Origin of the sequence: Brotomerdimonas butyrica (assembly GCF_025567305.1) — a bacterium.
GTDB classification, from domain to species: Bacteria; Bacillota; Clostridia; order Peptostreptococcales; family Anaerovoracaceae; genus Lentihominibacter; species Lentihominibacter butyricus.
On record NZ_JAOQJP010000005.1, the window covers coordinates 1 to 16,885 of the forward strand.

A 16,885-nucleotide genomic window follows, 5' to 3' on the forward strand; every position below is an offset into this window, starting at 1 on the left:
AAAAAAAAACAACAGAGCATACCTTTTTGAGATATACTCTGTCTTGTTGTTTTAAGAAACGCCCGGTCCAATGTCGCTTAACTTAATGACATTGGGGGACATAGTGAGTTTTTTATTTGAAGAGCTTACGAGAGAAGAATGCGAGCAGATCCGTGAAGAGGATGGCTATTATCGCGGTGAAGCGGATACACAGCGTGCGATCGCGAGAAATATGATTTCGATGAAACTTGCTCCGGATGTGGTGGCAGCAGCAACCGGTCTTTCGATCGATGAACTGGAAAAAATACAGCAGGACGGTCAGTGAAGCTGACGTCCCGCTGCATTTCGGTCTATAATTTTTTCATTGCCTTCCCTGCATCGCGTGATGCGATGTAAACTATATTCGTGCGGATATCGCCGGGAACGTGGTATTCGAAGAATCGGCCGGGGTCGTAGCCCTCGCTGATTTTTTTTGACTTTTTCATCAGGAAGCCGTTGCTTCTGAGCGCGGCATTCAGGAATTCCAGTGTGAAAACGTCCGGAGCAGCATCAGGATACAGCTCATGGATACGGCGCAGAGAAACTGTTCCTTTCCTGTAATATTCCGTGGTGCCCGCGATGATCGCTTCATCAGCGACATAAGGCGAGATCATGTCAAAGTAATGCTTCTGTTCAAAAAATCCCAGATTGCAGGAACCCATATAATCTATGACAGCATCGATACATCCGGTCCTGAGCGGCAGCTTGCCGTCCTGGTTGATGATATACGCTATCTTCAGATCCGGCGCAGCGTTCGCGATATGCTGCCGCATCGTCTGTATAGTTCTTTCGCTCGGCGACGTGACGATAAAAATACTGTTGTATGCAAGGTTGTCGTGACAGTGGCTGTAGAGGTACTGCATCGACATTTCAGGGAAAAGTATCACCTTGCTGTTCAGATCGATGCTTTCAAGCTCCTTGTGGATCCAGAGACTGCTCCTGTGCAGGTTTGTCATGTATTCGTTGCTGTGCTCGTCTATCGCCATCAGGAGCAGGCCGTCCTCATTGATCGAGACATTCTCCTCGCCAAAATAGCTGTACAGGAATTTATCGTCATTGTCCAGATCTTTAAGCATATCCGTGAAGATTATACCGTTGCGCAGACCGGCCTGGTATCCGCAGCTGCATGTGAGTTTTCCCTCGGTTATCGAATCGCCGGTGATCTCGACGCCGGACAGGTGAAGCCGGCTCTGGCAGTGAGGGCAGCGCAGCAGATCGACGGCAGACAGCGGGAATCCCGGGAGCTGGCTGAAAGCGCTTTTGTCATCACTGCCTGCATTTTTCCCTGCCGCATAAATGCTGCTGGCTTCGATCTCTTTGATCTTTTTATTGATGTGCCGTATGTAGGTGTTGATCCGGTGCCGCTCGGCATAAAGATCAGCTTTCTTGATGCGCAGGTATTCCAGGAGCTTTTCGTAAAGCAGGTAGTCGTCTTTGTTGTAAAAGCGGAAAATGCTCAGGTACTTGTTCAGCTCGCTTAGCTTGAAGCCCGCGTTTTTCATCGTGGTGATGATCTCCATCTCACGGCAGTCGTCGTCCTCGAAGCAGTACTGGAAGCCGTCCTTTTCCGGGACGAGCAGCCCCAGGTTTATGTAGTGCCTCACTGTTGAGACCGACGTATCGAATTTTTTTGCGAATTCCCCTATTTTCATATCTGCCCCTTTCTTCATATTGAAAATGCACGTGTATTATAACACGAAACCTAAAGTGGCGGTTCATGTTTTGGTGTAAAAAACGAAAAAACTGTGTTGACTTTACCTTAAGGACACGTATTATACTTTGTGCAAAAGCTGAGAATTTTATAAATTCACACAATTCAAAAAGCGCAGTCCGCGGTCTGCAGACCACGCCGGATATCGCGCAGCCTTTACGATATAAAGGAGGAGAAACGATGAGTGCTGACAAGCTTTATGTAAATGGAGATATCTATACTGTGAACAAGGCTCAGGAATGGGTCGAAGCTGTTGCAGTAGAAGGGAAGAAGATCATTTTCGCAGGCGATAGAGCCGATGCCGAAAAGTATTGCGGCGACAGTACCGAGATATGCGATCTTGACGGGAAGATGATGCTGCCGGGATTCATAGACGGGCACTGCCATCCTGTGCTGGCGGCGCATGTGCTGTCAGGGATAGTGTTCGATATAGAGTGGACGCTCGAGGAATGTCTGGCTGAGATCAGGAGATACGTGGACGAGCATCCCGACAATAAGACATATTTCGGACTCGGATATGCTGAATGGATGTTTGACGAGCATGGTCCGAGGAAAGAACTGCTGGATGACATCTGCAGCGACAAGCCGATGTTCATGATGGGAAGCGGCGGGCACGAAGGATGGGGCAACAGCTGCTGCTTCAGAGAAGCCGGGATAACAAAGGACACACCGGATCCGCTGCCGGGACTTCACTATTTCTCCAGAGATGAAGAAGGTGAACCTGCGGGGCATATAGTGGAAGGCAGGAGTGAAGCGCTCATATTGTCAAAGATAAACTTTTTCCATGAGGAGACAGTCACGAACCTGATGCTGGAAAATTCTGCGGAATATGCTGCGATGGGCGTTACGGGCACGGCTGATATGGGGATGTACAGTTACCTTGAAGACCAGTATTACGCTGCGATAGATAAAGTCAGAGCAAGCGGGAAATATCTGCAGCGGTTCGCGGGATGCACGTGCCATGTGGAAGACCCGGGAGCTGTCGACGGCAGGATAGCGGCGCTGCTGAAAGCACGCGAGAAGTATGATGACGATCTGTTCCGTATGAATTTCCTCAAGATCATAAATGACGGGACTATGGAAAGCCGTACTGCTGCTCTCAGCGAGCCGTATCCTGAGGACGGTTCTGTGGTGGAGCCGCTGATGGATGAGGCGGTCGCTGCGGAGGCAGGGTTAAAGGCAGCGAAGGCCGGGCTTGATATCAATATGCATGCCATAGGCGATGTTGCCGTGAAGTCCGTGGTCGCAATGGCAAAAGCTGTGCGAGAGGCGGGATACGATGACTGCCGCATCACTTGCTCACATTCACAGTACATAGCGCCTGACGACATACCGCTGTTCGGCAGATATGATATCGTCGCGAATGCCACCGGAGTGTGGTTTTACGGAAACCCGCTGATGGACAAGGTGCTCGGACATATCAACAACGAGACTTTCCGAATGAGGAGCCTGATCGACGGCGGTGCTAAAATGGCGCTCGGCAGCGATTTTCCTGTCGACGAATACGGCAGAGAACCGCTGAAGAGCATAGAGATGTGTGCGACCAGAAGGATGTACGGGCAGCATGATGCGCCGGTGCTCGAGCCGGCCGACGAAGTGACGACAGTAAAAGAAGCCATCGAGGGCTTTACGATAAATAACGCATATCAGATGCATATGGATGATGTGACCGGATCTATCGAAGCCGGCAAGTACGCCGATTTTGTGATCCTGGAGGAAAACATACTTGAGATCCCGCTGGAAAGGATCCACGAGGTGAAGGTATGCGAGACTGTAATGGACGGAAAAACGACGTACAGGGCATGATGTCGCATCGCGATCCGGAAAATCACAGGAATAGTCCACGGTGGACTATTGAATCCGGTCAGGTGAGGGTGTACATTTTATTCATAATATTTCATAAGTTCACAAACCGTAAGGGGTGTGTATAAAAAGGTCGTCTTTTAGTTGTTTGGGGACGATCAGGAATTATTTACTATTTATTGCTGGAAAGGAGACTGACTATGTCAAAAGCAAACTATACGGGCGGTCAGATACTGACTGACGTAACGCCGGGCTTGAAAAAGACACATTTCACGCTGCCGGCGATGATCTTTTTCCTTTACTGCGCATGCGCAGGAGGTGCATTCGGAGTAGAGTCGATGATCTCTTCATCGGGTCCGGGACTCACTCTTATTTTACTCGTACTTATCCCTATCCTCTGGGCTCTTCCTATCGGACTTTACTGCTCGGAACTCACTAACCTGATACCTGTAGATGCGGGTCCGTATGTATGGACGAGAATGGCTTTCGGAGAATTCTGGGGATTCGCATTCGGTTTCTGGATGGCGCTGGCTATGTACCTGACAGGGGCAGCATACGTGGTGCTTGCCGTTGATTACATAGGAAACATAATCGCGCTGTCACCGGCAGTGGCATTTATGATCAAGGCTGCATTCATAATCATATTCACGATAGTGAACCTGAGAGGTCTTGAAGAAGTAAGTACACTCAGTACGATATTCTGTGTGATCATCCTGGTCGCATTCGCTGCAGTAGCTGTAGTAGGTCTGGCTCACTGGACCAACAATCCGTTCGATCCTGTGATGGTACAGGGCGAAAACGCATTCTCCAGCTGGGGTACAGGCATCGCGATCGGCGTATGGATGTACTGCGGATATGTAGTTATCGCATATATCGGCGGTGAGGTGGAGAATCCTCAGATCATCCCTAAGGGCATGAAGATCTGTATCGTTCTCATAACACTGAGTTATCTGCTGCCTACACTCGGCGGGATCGTATCCACAGGTCCGTGGGAAGAATGGGGCATCAATATCGACTATGCTACGGTACTTTCAAGGAATCTGGCGCCATGGGCAGGCGTTGCATTCATGATCTGTGCAGTTATCGCACAGTGCTCTATCTTCAATGCATCGATCACGTCAGCAACGAGATCGTTCATACCTATGGCTCAGGACAACCTTTGCCCTAAATTCCTGGCGAAGCTGTCACCTAAGAGAGGCGTGCCTGTGATCCCTATCCTGATCCTGGCAGTTGTGAATCTGATCCTGGTAAATATCAACTTCGAAGTGCTTGTAACTATACTTTCACCGGTACTCTTCGTACTGTACGTAGGACTGGCATTCGCATATGCAAAACTGAGAAAAGACTATCCTGTTGAGAAGAGAGGTCTGTATGCTGTAAAGGGCGGCAAGCTTGCGGTAGTATACATCTGTGGCGGTCCTTTACTTGTGGGAATCATCAGCTTTCTGGTAAACGGAACCAACTACTTCCTGCTCGGATTCGTCGCTATCCTGGCGGCAGTCATATTCTATCCTATATGTAAATGGATATACGGCGGACTTTACAAGAAGGATCCGGAAGCATATCCTATCAACCCTAAGACAAGGCTCGCCAAGGGCGACCTGGGGAGATTCGGTATATTCTTCCTGCTGTTCGGATTCGTGGCATTCGCAGGCTCATTCTTCCTGCAGTGGTATGAAGGCGGCTGGGGTCCTGCATATTATCTCGAAACGTATGGTTCGGGAATAATGAGCAACTTTGACCTGATGCTGAGCATCGCTCGCTGGGGCGGAGTGGTACTGCTTGTTCTCGGCGTGATATTCTACTTCATAGGAAAGAAAGTAGATCCGGCTGACAAATAGGGCGTCATAGTAACTATAGAAATCCCTAAAAAACATATATAGGAAACAGGCCTGCCGGTGCTGTGCTGATATTAGTCGGTACAGTACCATGCGGGTCTGTTTTGCTGTAAAAACAATACGAAAACCAGTCATATGAAAAGCAGAGAACTCGAATGAAAAGGTCTCTGGTTTACAGGTGCCATCTTTGGTAAAATCATTGAAAATCTCGCCCTTTCAGGAAAGGTGATTACCAAGAGTGACAAATCATCCGGGATTCTTTGGTAAATTTTTTCATAAAATATGGCATTTTATGCGTTTAAAATACCAAGAATCAGTACTCGATTTTTGGTTATTGGTATTCTTCATCAAAAAAAGAGACGAAAAACGGCTGTTTTTACCAATAACAGACATTCGGCAAATGAGTTTTGGTTTTTCTATAAGCAGACGGCAGGCGGGCATGATATACAAAACAAATTGCACTTACAGGGTGGGTGTGTTAAAATTTATTCAGAAAATTCGACACGATTTTATTTCGGAAGAGAGGAAGGAGTTAAGATGAAAAAGAGAGTAGTATATATGCTGTTATGCTTCATGCTGTGCATGGTGTCAATACCGGCTGCGGCATTTGCAGACAGTGAGACACCGGCAGTGCCGGCTACGTGGAGCGACTATGCTGCGACAGCATTTGCGGGCGGCAGCGGAACGGAGGCTGATCCATATCAGATCGAGACAGCAGAGCAGCTGGCAAAACTGGCAGCAGATATCAATACAGGAATTGTAGACCTGGATCACAGCAAAGAATATTTCAAGCTGACAAAAGATATCGACTTGTCGGCACACAGGTGGATACCGATCGGATCGGGATCGGCAAATAGATCTTTTCATGCATTTTCCGGATATTTTGACGGAAATGACAAAACGATTACAGGGCTTCGCGTAGACGAAAGCGACGATCATTTCAGCGCAGGTCTATTCGGAAACTTTAGTGGATATGAGATCAAAAATCTGAAAATCAAAGACGCATATGTCAAAACAGAGTCAGGCGATGAGACTGAAAATGCAGGCATACTTATCGGATCAGCAGCTCAAGGATATGGCATGACGACCAGTGTAAAGGATTGCTCCGTGAGCGGTATCGTGGAAAGTAACAGTGCGCGTACCGGCGGCTTTGCTGGAGATAACAGTTACGGTACTTATGAGAACTGTACAGCTGATGTAAAAGTAATAGGTGCAGGTTGTGCAGGAGGCTTTGTCGGTGAAGATTTTAAAGGAACATATAAAAACTGTACAGCTGAAGGCAATGTCAGCGGATCCTGGTCAGTCGGCGGCTTTGCAGGAGTTCTGTTCTCTGAGAGCAAAGCAGACCATTGTGCTGCCCAGGGAAAAGTCACTGCAAGCGACTGGAACGCTGGCGGCTTTGCAGGATATGTCGAAGAGGGTGTAACGATCAGCAACTGCGTTGCAGCCGGAGATGTTGAAAGCACAGTCGACGGATGGGAACCAAAAGTCGGCGGCTTTGCAGGAACGGTCGATGGGAATAGTAAAGCAAATACTGTTTCAAACAGCCATGCGGCAGGAAAAGTGACGAGTGCAAGTAAAGATTTCAAAGCAGGCGGCTTTGCAGGCGCTCTGATAGAGACTAATAACTTTGCTTCATGCTCTTTCGATGTGGAAAAGAATGCAGTTCTCAAGGCAAAAGGCGGCACTGAAGCGGCAGAGATCGAAGGTGTTGAAGCGGCTTCAACTCAGAAAGTTAAAGCAAACGTCTGCAGAGACTACTACGGAAAACATGAGCTGAAGGAAGTCCCGGGAAAAGCTGCAAACTGTCTTGAAGACGGTGTTGAAACATACTGGATGTGCGATAACTGTGGCAGCATGTACTCGGATAAGGAACAGATGACGATGATCACGGAACCGGTGGTTATCAAGGCGACCGGCCATAAGTTCGGCGAGTGGAAAGTGATTAAGGAAGCGACTGCCTCAGAGAAAGGCGAAAAGCAGCGCACTTGCCAGGTATGCCAGTTCGTAGAAAAAGCTGAGATACCGGCGACAGGCGCACCTGTAAATGACAAGTCAGCTGCAACAGGCGACAGCAGCATGCCGATCCTTTACGGGATCCTGGCGTTGGCAGCTCTCGCAGGAGCAGGCGCAGTCATTGTGACTAGAAAGAAAAGGATGAACTAGATCATAGAGCATGCACGGACGCCGGATCTGTGATCCTTTGGAACCATAGATACAGAGCTGTGATAGGCGAAGAGGTTCTGTCAGTCCGGTGTCGACTGATGTGCAGGCGCATATGAATGAAAGGGAGGTTTTATGAAGAAACGATTTACAGCAGTAGTGATGGGCCTGTTGCTTCTCATACTGCTGATACCTTCGACAGTATTTGCAGACAGCATACCTGCGATAGTGGGGGATCTCGATCTTACGAAAGGAAATCATGCGGACAAGACGCTGGCAAAAGACGGTTATGAATGGGATTTAGCCACGAATACTCTTACGATACAGGATCTGGCAGTTACAGGAGATATAATTCTTCCGAAACGAGACTGTACGATTAATGTAAAGGGAGAATGCAGTGCGCAGAATGTAACAAGGAATGACAGCGGAGCAAACCAGGCAACTTTGGCGAAAGGTGTACAGGGCGCTTCTTTTAAAGGGCATTTTGATGTTGCCGGCAATCTGACATTTACAGATCTGACGGTGATCGAGTCTGCGATCTCCAACGGCAATGTTGGAGCTGAAAATGCAGTGTTGAAGCTTGAAAACAGTAATGTCACACTGACGCATTTATCGTGGATGACAAATGGCGGTATCGATCTTGTTAACAGTAGTCTGACGGTTGCAGACAACGGTACATTTGGCCAGTTCTGGACAGAAAAGATAACGATGGATGATGATTCTGTCATTGAGTCCTTCAGCGCATTATCGAATTACGGCAATGTGGGAATGGAAGGATTTCACTCCGTTCAGGATTATATTGCAGTGCCTAAGGGCGGAAGTTTTGTAAACGTAGGTGACAGACCTGTAACAATTGCCGATAAAAGTGGAATGGCAGTGAGCCACTTCATCCTCAAAGCACCTGCCGAAAAGTGTCAGATCGACCTCAAGGCTTCGCCGGCTGAAGGCGGAACGGTGAGCGGTGCAGGCGAATATGACTGCGACGCTCGCGTTACCGTGAAGGCTGAAGCGAACAAGGGCTATCATTTCGTACGCTGGGAAGACTGGCAGGGAAATATCGTAAGCAAGGACGCAGCATACAGCTTCACTGTGAAAGAAACAACGACACTGACTGCAGTCTTTGCAAAGGACGGCGCGACACCTGCGCAGCCGGGTGGAACGGACCAGAACACAGACAAGGGCACAGCGCCTAAAACAGGCGACAATGCTCATCCGGTGATCTGGATCGCACTGCTTGCAGTGAGCGTACTGGGTATCGCAGCTGTGGCGGTATTTGGCAGAAAACACGCGTCACAGAAAAAATAAACGCAGGCAAAGTAAATACATGATATGAATATAAGCGGATCGCAAGCGCCGAGAACGATGCACCGGCGATGACACGATCGGATACAGCTTTGCAAAAGAACCGGCGGCACCGTGCGGATCGTAAAGATCGAGCAGGAGCCGCCGTTATTTATACGATGAAAACCCTGTTTGCCGACTTCATCATGCGACCCGCCAGAATCCCAATATATACTTGCATAATCTGTCGATATTTAGTATACTTACAACAACAATAGTTGATAGAGGTGCGGAAAAGAAGAAAGGATAAGTAGCCGGCGGGCAGAGACTTACCCGGAGGCGATTCCGCCGAATCGGAGCCGCAGGCGTGAGACTCCGGTGGGCATGCGGTCAACAGCCGTATGACTGTCTGACGGATGACCGGCAGTTGAGCTATCCTTATATGACCTTGATTTTATTTGATTAGTCAGTAAGGTGTAGCCTTGCTGATTTTTTTCTGGCATGCGGGCACAGGGGCACATCAGTATCAGCCGTTAGTCGGCCGTGAACAGGCTGTATCAGGCCGGAGCGGCCGGATGTACCTCACAGAACGCAGGAGACAGCAGCATAATATGCAAATCATAATATATAGCAGTAGAAAGGCAGAACAATGGAAGTTTTACAGATCGGAGGAGTGAGCTGCCGTGAGCTGGCAGACAGATTCGGCACACCACTTTACGCATACGATGAATCAAAGATAATACAGCAGGCAAAGGACGCCGTGGCAAATTTTGCATCGGACAGATTCGACACAGACGTCGTTTACGCATCGAAGGCGTTTTCGTCGAAGGCTCTGTTCAGACTGCTTGCCGCAGAGGGTACGGGATTCGACGTTGTCAGCGGCGGAGAGCTGTACGGCGCGCTGAAAGCCGGAGTGGACAAAGAAAAGATATATTTCCACGGAAATAACAAGAGCGACGAGGAGATCTGCATGGCTCTGGACGCAGGCATCGGCTACTTCGTAGTAGACAACATCATGGAATGTGACAGGCTCGTGAAGCTTTCAGAGGAAAAGCAGAGGCCTGTGAAGGCGTTGCTGCGGATAAATCCGGGCATCTCGGCTCACACTCATGAATATATCATGACGTCGAAGCCGGACTCCAAGTTCGGAATATATATCGAGAATCGCGAGCATATAGATTATGTGATAGACAAAATGGCAGCCGGCAGATATGCAAAGCTTGCGGGTTTCCACAGCCATATAGGTTCACAGATCGTCGAGGCAGAGTCATTTGAAAAGGCGCTCGGCACGATGATCGGCTTCCTCGCTGATGTAAAGGCTGCAAGAGGGCTTGACGGCCTGGAGCTGAGTATTGGCGGAGGATTCGGCATAAAATACGTTGATTCCGATCATCCGGTGCCTCTCGGGGAAATGTGCGCAAATCTCGTGCATTATGCGGAAAAGGCGCTCGATGAAAAAGGCGTGACGATCTCGAAGCTGATAACTGAGCCGGGCAGAGCGATGGTCGGCGAAGCGGGATACACGATCTACACCATCGGAGACATGAAGAAAAGCGGAGACAAGAACTACATCTTCGTCGACGGCGGCATGAGCGACAACATCAGGCATGCGCTTTACGATGCGGAATATACGGCAGTCCTGCCGGAGAAGCTTTCGCAGAAGCCGGAGAAAACATACTGCGTGGCGGGAAAGAACTGTGAATCCGGCGACATACTGATCGCACAGATCGATCTTCCGGAAGCAGAGCCGGGCGATCTGCTGACAGTTTACTCGACAGGTGCCTACGGATATTCCATGGCAAGCAACTACAACAGGCTCGGAAGACCGCCTGTAGTCTTTGCAAAAGACGGCGAAGCGAGACTGATTATCAGACGCGAGACGTACGAGGATCAGTTCAGGCTTGAAGTAGAAGACTAGGAACAGGCACAGTGCGGTTTTGCATAGACATGCACAGAACTGATGAGAAAAGGCAGGTAAAAATATGATCACATTTTCAAAATATCACGGCTGTGGCAACAATTTCGTGATAATAAAGGAAAGCGAACTGCAGGCGAAGGTCCAGCCTGGCGGTTATCCGGGGCTGGCGCAGAAAGTCTGCGACGTCAACACCGGGGTGGGCGCTGACGGTATGATAGTAGTAAGGACGGAGCCGGCACTGGAAATGGTGTTTTTCAACTGTGACGGCAGCAGGGCGCCGATGTGCGGCAACGGGATCAGATGCTTTGCGCATTTCTGCCGCGAGGAAGGGATCGCGTCGGGCAGCAGCTATCCGGTAAAGACGCTTGCGGGCGATATGATCGTTGACGTTACTTGCGATGAGCCGTTCAGAGTGAGGATAAACATGGGTAAACCGGTGTTTTCCAGAAAGGCTATCAATGCGGACATCGAGTGCGAGGATTACATGGACCTGGATCTTGCGCTGCAGGATGGAAGCGATATCAGCGTGAGCAGCTTTTTCATGGGGACGATACACACTGTTGTTTTTGTGGAAAATTTCGAAGATATCGATGTGCCGAAGGTCGGCGAGGAGATATGCAATCACCGGTTTTTCCGCGAGAAAACGAATGTGAATTTTGTAAAGGTAATAGACGATATGACCATGGAGGTGCAGACTTACGAGCGAGGCGTCGGAATGACTCTTGCGTGTGGCACGGGTGCCTGTGCGTCGGTCGTGGCAGCGGGGATCAAAGGCCTGTGCGGCAGCAGAGCAGATGTCATCCTCAAGCTGGGAACGCTGAATATCGAGGTGGCAGAAGACGGGAATGTATATATGGAAGGACCGTCGGAAAAGATACTTGACGGGCAGTTCTGTCTGCGCTAGGCGCGCGGAGCGAGCAGCGGTCCGGCATATGGCGGACCGGTCACGGACAGTAAACTGCAGCTTTGCAGATGGCAAACTTGCGGCTGACCGCAGGCTGCGATTTTGCAGATCGGCAGTCCGTGACGACATGAAAACGAAACGATACAGGTATAAAATATATATGAGGGAGTAACAAGTATGAGAACAGCAATTTTAGGCGGCGGCGCTATGGGAAAAGTGCTCGCCGGAATGGTAGAGGAGAAGGAAGGTTATGAGCTGGCAGGTGTGATCGAGCCGATGGAAGGGCAGAGACCGGAGGATCTTGGAGGATTCGACGTGATCATCGATTTCAGCAATCCGGCAAATCTGCAGATGCTCGCAGATTACTGCAGAGCCAGCGGCTGCCCAGCGGTCATCGCAACGACCGGATTCGAGGCGGAGCAGCTCAAAGAGATCGAAAAGCTGGCGGAAACAGTGCCGGTGGTATTTTCCGCAAACTATTCGCTCGGTATCAATGTGATGAAAAGAGTCATCGCAGAGATAACGCCGATCCTGGAGGATACATTCGATATAGAAATAATAGAAAAGCACCACAACAAGAAGCTTGATGCGCCGAGCGGCACTGCTAAGATGCTGCTTGAGGCCGCAGATGCGGACGGCAGCTATGAGCATGTTTTCGGCAGAGACGGCAACAGGAAGCGCGGCAGGGAGATCGGCGTGCACGCGATCAGAGGCGGCACTATCGCCGGTGAGCACACAGTGATATACGCAGGGACTGACGAGATACTCGAAGTAAAGCACACGGCGGGATCGAAGAAGATCTTCGCGGCAGGCGCACTCAAGGCGGCAGCGTTCGCGGCACAGGCGCAGCCGGGGCTTTACAGCATGGAAGATGTACTGTTCGGAACAGATAAATAGCATACAAGCCCATAGCAGCCGGCGGACCGTACGCCGAGGATTTGCATAACAGAAACACCAAGGAGGATCACACGAAAGATGGAAGCAAGAGAAATAATCGAATTTATAGGAAATGCGGAGAAAAAAACTCCGGTCAAGGTATATGTCAAGGAAAAAGCGCCTGTTGACTTTGAAGGCTGCCAGGTGTTCGGCAGCGGCGACAAGATCGTTTTCGGCGACTGGAGCCGGATCAGCGGCATCCTCGAAAAAAATGCGGACAGTATCGAGGATTACGTGATCGAGAACGACTGCAGGAATTCGGCGATACCGCTTCTCGACATGAAAAATATCAAAGCCAGGATAGAGCCGGGTGCGGTGATAAGAGACAAGGTCGACATCGGTGACAATGCGGTCATCATGATGGGCGCGATCATCAATATCGGAGCAGTGATCGGCGAAGGCAGCATGATCGATATGGGTGCGGTCCTCGGTGGAAGAGCGACGGTCGGGAAAAACTGTCATATCGGTGCGGGCACGGTGCTCGCGGGCGTTATCGAGCCGCCTAGTGCACAGCCGGTAATCGTTGAGGACGATGTCGTTATCGGTGCAAACGCTGTCGTGCTGGAAGGATGTCGCATCGGAAAGGGCGCGGTAGTCGCTGCCGGTGCAGTGGTCGTTGATGATGTGCCTGCCGGCGTCGTGGTCGCAGGAGTTCCTGCGAGAGTGATCAAAGACGCTTCGGATACTGCTGCGGAAAAGCTTGAGATAGTCGATCTGCTGAGGAAGCTGTAGATCCGCGGGCAATGCGGCCGGCTGCAGCTCTGTTGAAAGAGTTGCGGGCGAGAGTTCTGTAAGTGTGCAGAGGTCTGGCCTGCTGAGAGGATCGCAGGCTGTGCAGCCTCTCAGTCTTATTATGTAGATTTTAAGACCGGGTTCGGGAAATCCAGAAGATGGGTTTCCGGGCTCGGTTTTTAATGTAAAATATTGACATTTGCGATTGTAAATGGTAAAATATTACAAAATGTTGATGAGCATTTACGAAATCAGGCTGATAAATCGACAAACCGCAGAAGAGATAAAAGGGGTATATGGTTATAATGGAAGACAAAATAAAGCAGAATTTTGAACGCAGGCAATTTACGAAGCTGCGGGCTTTGCATGATATGGAAAATAACAGGCTGCTACAAATGAAGCATGAATACAGCAGACTGCCGGAGGGCGAGATACTGATCCCGTACAAGAATGCACATGCGACTTATTACATATATGAAAACGGTATCCAGAAATCTGTAAAGCGCAGTGAGCCGGTGGTGGATAAGCTGATGCGCAAACGCGTGCTGAAACGTGCGATCACCATGCAGGAAGCATGGTGCAGATCGCTGGAGGATGCGGAAAAAAGTTTTAGGCACAGGATGAAAAGCATGGAAAAAAGCGGCATGGGAAAGACTCTGATCAGGATACTTGAAATGCCTGAAAGCGATATGTTCGTTATGGAGCCGCGCGAGTATGAATGGAAAAACGAGAACCATCATCGGAACGGTTACAGACCGGAACTGCTGAAATACAAGACGTCGAAGGGCGTGATGGTCAGATCGAAGTCGGAGAAGATCATTGCTGACAAGCTCGAGCAGCACGGGATCCCGTACAGATATGAAGCGGAACTGATCATAAACGGAAATCGTTATTATCCGGATTTCATGATACTGCTGCCGGATGGAAGGATACTGATATGGGAACATTTCGGAATTATGGATGATATCGACTACGCGAGCAGAGCCTGGCGCAAGATCGAGAATTACAGGCGGGCGGGATATGTTCAGCACACCAATCTGATATGCACGTATGAAAGCGATATAGAGAACGATAAAGTCATCGATGAGATAATAAGGCGATTCATTTTGTGACTCGGTCGCGTTGATGGTAGTGATACGGACTTTTGTAAAAAACCAAAAATCATTTGTCGGATAGCTGTTGTTGGTAAAAACAGCAGTTATCCGGCGATTTTTTTGATGGCGAATACCAAAAATAAAAAATCGATGGCGGGTTCTTGGTATTTTTCATGCAAAAATGCCGGGATTTTCATGAAAAAGTTACCAAGAAATCATAGGCGAAAGCAGTTTCTTGGTAAACATGAGCTTTGAAAGAGGCAATATTGCAGCGATTTTGCCAAATATGATGATGCTATGGCCTGATCTTGGTAATCGTCTGTGGCTCCGGGATTCTGCAAGCGCGGTGATGCTTTCATGTGCGCCATGCCTGGCACACATAAAAAAGTCGGAACATCGGGAATATCCCCGGTGTTCCGGCTGCATATTTCTATATTATTTTTACTTGACTTCTACTGTCCATCCCATTTCATCAGGAAGCTTGCCTGTCTGGATACCGTAGATAGTATCGTAAAGCTCCTGTGCCATCGGGCCGATCTCACCGTTGTTGATGATCATGTCTTCGTCCTTGTAGCAGAGTTCGCCGACAGGTGAGATGACTGCAGCAGTTCCGGATGCGAACATCTCTTTGAAGTTGCCGTCTTTGTAAGCCTGAACGACTTCGTCGATAGCCATTTTTCTCTCTGATACCCTGATGCCCTTTTTCTTCAGGATCTGGATAACAGTGTCTCTGGTGATACCGGGCAGGATAGTGCCGTCCAGCGGAGCTGTGATGACTTCATCGCCGATAACGAAGAACGCATTCGAAGTTCCGACTTCTTCAACATATTTTCTGTGAACGCCGTCGAGCCATAAGATCTGCTCGAAGCCCTTTGCATGAGCTTCCTCCTGAGCTTTCAGACTGGCTGCATAGTTTCCGCCGCACTTGGCTTCGCCTGTACCGCCTTCAGTAGCTCTTACATAAGTGTCTTCAACGTAGAGTTTCGTAGGTGTCAGACCGCCTTCATAGTAAGGACCTACCGGGCTGAGGATGATGATGAATTTATAGTGCTTAGAACGGCGCACTCCCAGGAATGCCTCGTCAGCGATTATGAACGGTCTTATGTAAAGCGCAGTGCCTTCCTTCTGAGGGATCCAGTCAGCGTCGATCTTTACGAGAGCCTTGATCGCTTCAACGTAGAGATCTTCGTCGATCTGCGGGATGCAGAGACGTTCATTGGTCCTGTTAGTTCTCTTTGCGTTCATGTCAGGTCTGAAAAGCTGCACTTTTCCTTCCGGAGTCTTGTAAGCCTTGAGCCCCTCGAACATAGTCTGAGCATAGTGGAAAACGACAGCCGCAGGGTCGAGAGAAAGCGGGCCGTAAGGAACGATCCTTCCGTCATGCCAGCCTTTGCCGTCTTCGTAATCCATTATGAACATGTGATCGGTGAATTCAGTACCGAATCTCAGCGTATCAGGATCAGGTTTTGCTTTTGGATTAGGGTTTTTTGTGATCGAAAAATTATATTTCATGGCGCTCTCCTTTATATTATTTTTTTGTCAATTACTGTATAATATATTTTACAACATAGAATTGGCAAAGTCTATTATTACCACAATAAATATACCACTGGAATTGTTCATAATCAACAATAAAAAGTAAAAAATATTATTTTTGAAAACAAAAAAACCAAAAACAGCGCGAAATCGCATATTTTCTCCAAACATACATAAAAACACTATATAATAAACGGATATGAAAAAGAAAGATAAAAAACGGAGCATGCCGGTGAGGATGTTCTCCGCACTGATAAAAATAGCAGTAGCAGCTGCAGTCATAGTGATAGGTCTGAATTTTTACGTGATAAAAAGCACGGAGTCACAGATAAATGCAAACTACGAGATGCCGGAAGACACAGCCACCCGGGAGGAGGTGGAAGATCTCAGCAGCATATCCCCGGATTGCATACTCGTGCTCGGAGCATCGGTGACTTCGGACGGGGTCCCGAGCCCTATCCTTCAGGACAGGCTCGATACCGCGATAGATCTTTACAATAAGGGAGTCGCACCTAAGCTCCTGCTGTCGGGAGACAACGGGCAGATGGTATACAATGAAGTGAAGGCGATGCAGAACTATGCGCTGGAGGCGGGAGTCGACGAGAACGACATTTATCTCGACCACGCAGGATTTTCGACGTATGAATCGATTTACAGAGCGAAATATATCTTCAAGGTCGACAGCATGATCGTTGTGACGCAGACGTATCATCTGTACAGGTCGCTGTACGGGTGCAGGCGCATGGGGATAACGGCGATGGGCGCCGCAGCCGATCAGTACACTTATGCAGGTCAGGAAAAGCGCGAGATCAGGGAAGTGCTGGCGCGAGACAAGGATTTCGTGAAGTGGATATTCAAGCCGCAGCCGACATTCCTGGGCGATGCGGTGCCGATCTCGGCAGAGTAGCATTATTAGCGTTCCGGCGACCGGAGGCACGATGTGTGCCGGCA

The 16,885-nt window shown here is 49.1% G+C and carries 13 protein-coding genes and 1 riboswitch; of the genes, 11 read left to right on the plus strand and 2 right to left on the minus strand.

The genetic code is table 11. The annotated features are described in order from the left end of the window. Positions 1–103 precede the first annotated feature (103 nt). On the plus strand, positions 104–304 hold the full coding sequence (locus tag OCV59_RS04560) for a hypothetical protein (protein WP_147593318.1): 201 nt from the start codon (positions 104–106) through the stop codon (positions 302–304). 25 nt (positions 305–329) lie between these two features. On the opposite strand, the gene OCV59_RS04565 is transcribed toward OCV59_RS04560, so the two are convergent. After that, positions 330–1,670 (minus strand): MerR family transcriptional regulator, encoded by a 1,341-nt coding sequence (locus OCV59_RS04565; protein WP_262584114.1) that lies wholly within the window; start codon positions 1,668–1,670, stop codon positions 330–332. Positions 1,671–1,909: 239 nt separating this feature from the next. On the opposite strand from OCV59_RS04565, the gene OCV59_RS04570 reads away from it, so the two are divergent. The 9 genes from OCV59_RS04570 (at position 1,910) to OCV59_RS04610 (ending at position 14,416) form a co-directional block, all read left to right on the plus strand. Beyond that, positions 1,910–3,535, plus strand: coding sequence for an amidohydrolase (locus OCV59_RS04570; protein ID WP_262584115.1), 1,626 nt, complete (start codon positions 1,910–1,912; stop codon positions 3,533–3,535). 197 nt (positions 3,536–3,732) lie between these two features. Then, the gene (locus tag OCV59_RS04575; RefSeq protein ID WP_147593321.1) at positions 3,733–5,373 is read left to right on the plus strand and encodes an APC family permease; all 1,641 of its coding nucleotides are present in this window, start codon (positions 3,733–3,735) and stop codon (positions 5,371–5,373) included. 534 nt (positions 5,374–5,907) lie between these two features. Then, a complete protein-coding gene (locus OCV59_RS04580; RefSeq protein WP_147593322.1) occupies positions 5,908–7,536 on the plus strand; it encodes a hypothetical protein in 1,629 nt (542 codons plus the stop codon). A 132-nt stretch (positions 7,537–7,668) separates the two neighbouring features. Continuing rightward, entirely contained in the window at positions 7,669–8,838 is a 1,170-nt protein-coding gene (locus OCV59_RS04585; protein ID WP_147593323.1) for an InlB B-repeat-containing protein, read from the plus strand. A gap of 250 nt (positions 8,839–9,088) precedes the next feature. Continuing rightward, positions 9,089–9,257: riboswitch (Lysine riboswitch) on the plus strand. 206 nt (positions 9,258–9,463) lie between these two features. Next, positions 9,464–10,732 (plus strand): diaminopimelate decarboxylase, encoded by a 1,269-nt coding sequence (lysA, locus tag OCV59_RS04590; RefSeq protein WP_147593324.1) that lies wholly within the window; start codon positions 9,464–9,466, stop codon positions 10,730–10,732. A gap of 64 nt (positions 10,733–10,796) precedes the next feature. Then, on the plus strand, positions 10,797–11,636 hold the full coding sequence (dapF, locus tag OCV59_RS04595; protein WP_147593325.1) for a diaminopimelate epimerase: 840 nt from the start codon (positions 10,797–10,799) through the stop codon (positions 11,634–11,636). 177 nt (positions 11,637–11,813) lie between these two features. Continuing rightward, positions 11,814–12,533 carry a 4-hydroxy-tetrahydrodipicolinate reductase gene (gene dapB / locus OCV59_RS04600; RefSeq protein WP_147593326.1) on the plus strand — a complete coding sequence of 240 codons (720 nt, stop codon included), beginning with the start codon at positions 11,814–11,816 and terminating at the stop codon, positions 12,531–12,533. Positions 12,534–12,611: 78 nt separating this feature from the next. After that, positions 12,612–13,304, plus strand: coding sequence for a 2,3,4,5-tetrahydropyridine-2,6-dicarboxylate N-acetyltransferase (gene dapD / locus OCV59_RS04605; protein WP_147593327.1), 693 nt, complete (start codon positions 12,612–12,614; stop codon positions 13,302–13,304). Between the two features lie 305 nt (positions 13,305–13,609). Further along, positions 13,610–14,416 (plus strand): PDDEXK family nuclease, encoded by an 807-nt coding sequence (locus tag OCV59_RS04610; RefSeq protein ID WP_147593328.1) that lies wholly within the window; start codon positions 13,610–13,612, stop codon positions 14,414–14,416. A 423-nt stretch (positions 14,417–14,839) separates the two neighbouring features. Here OCV59_RS04610 and OCV59_RS04615 read toward each other — a convergent pair whose 3' ends face one another. Then, entirely contained in the window at positions 14,840–15,910 is a 1,071-nt protein-coding gene (locus tag OCV59_RS04615) for a branched-chain amino acid aminotransferase (protein WP_147593329.1), read from the minus strand. A 223-nt stretch (positions 15,911–16,133) separates the two neighbouring features. Here OCV59_RS04615 and OCV59_RS04620 point away from each other — a divergent pair, with 223 nt between their 5' ends. Then, on the plus strand, positions 16,134–16,841 hold the full coding sequence (locus OCV59_RS04620; RefSeq protein ID WP_262584116.1) for a SanA/YdcF family protein: 708 nt from the start codon (positions 16,134–16,136) through the stop codon (positions 16,839–16,841). The last annotated feature ends 44 nt before the right edge of the window (positions 16,842–16,885 follow it).

Excerpts from the sequence above, each read along its gene's own strand:
- OCV59_RS04565 (WP_262584114.1), bottom strand. The coding sequence starts at position 1,670 with ATGAAAATAGGGGAATTCGCAAAAAAATTCGATACGTCGGTCTCAACA.
- OCV59_RS04570 (WP_262584115.1), top strand. The coding sequence starts at position 1,910 with ATGAGTGCTGACAAGCTTTATGTAAATGGAGATATCTATACTGTGAAC.
- OCV59_RS04575 (WP_147593321.1), top strand. The coding sequence starts at position 3,733 with ATGTCAAAAGCAAACTATACGGGCGGTCAGATACTGACTGACGTAACG.
- OCV59_RS04580 (WP_147593322.1), top strand. The coding sequence starts at position 5,908 with ATGAAAAAGAGAGTAGTATATATGCTGTTATGCTTCATGCTGTGCATG.
- OCV59_RS04585 (WP_147593323.1), top strand. The coding sequence starts at position 7,669 with ATGAAGAAACGATTTACAGCAGTAGTGATGGGCCTGTTGCTTCTCATA.
- lysA (WP_147593324.1), top strand. The coding sequence starts at position 9,464 with ATGGAAGTTTTACAGATCGGAGGAGTGAGCTGCCGTGAGCTGGCAGAC.
- dapF (WP_147593325.1), top strand. The coding sequence starts at position 10,797 with ATGATCACATTTTCAAAATATCACGGCTGTGGCAACAATTTCGTGATA.
- dapB (WP_147593326.1), top strand. The coding sequence starts at position 11,814 with ATGAGAACAGCAATTTTAGGCGGCGGCGCTATGGGAAAAGTGCTCGCC.
- dapD (WP_147593327.1), top strand. The coding sequence starts at position 12,612 with ATGGAAGCAAGAGAAATAATCGAATTTATAGGAAATGCGGAGAAAAAA.
- OCV59_RS04610 (WP_147593328.1), top strand. The coding sequence starts at position 13,610 with ATGGAAGACAAAATAAAGCAGAATTTTGAACGCAGGCAATTTACGAAG.
- OCV59_RS04615 (WP_147593329.1), bottom strand. The coding sequence starts at position 15,910 with ATGAAATATAATTTTTCGATCACAAAAAACCCTAATCCAAAAGCAAAA.
- OCV59_RS04620 (WP_262584116.1), top strand. The coding sequence starts at position 16,134 with ATGAAAAAGAAAGATAAAAAACGGAGCATGCCGGTGAGGATGTTCTCC.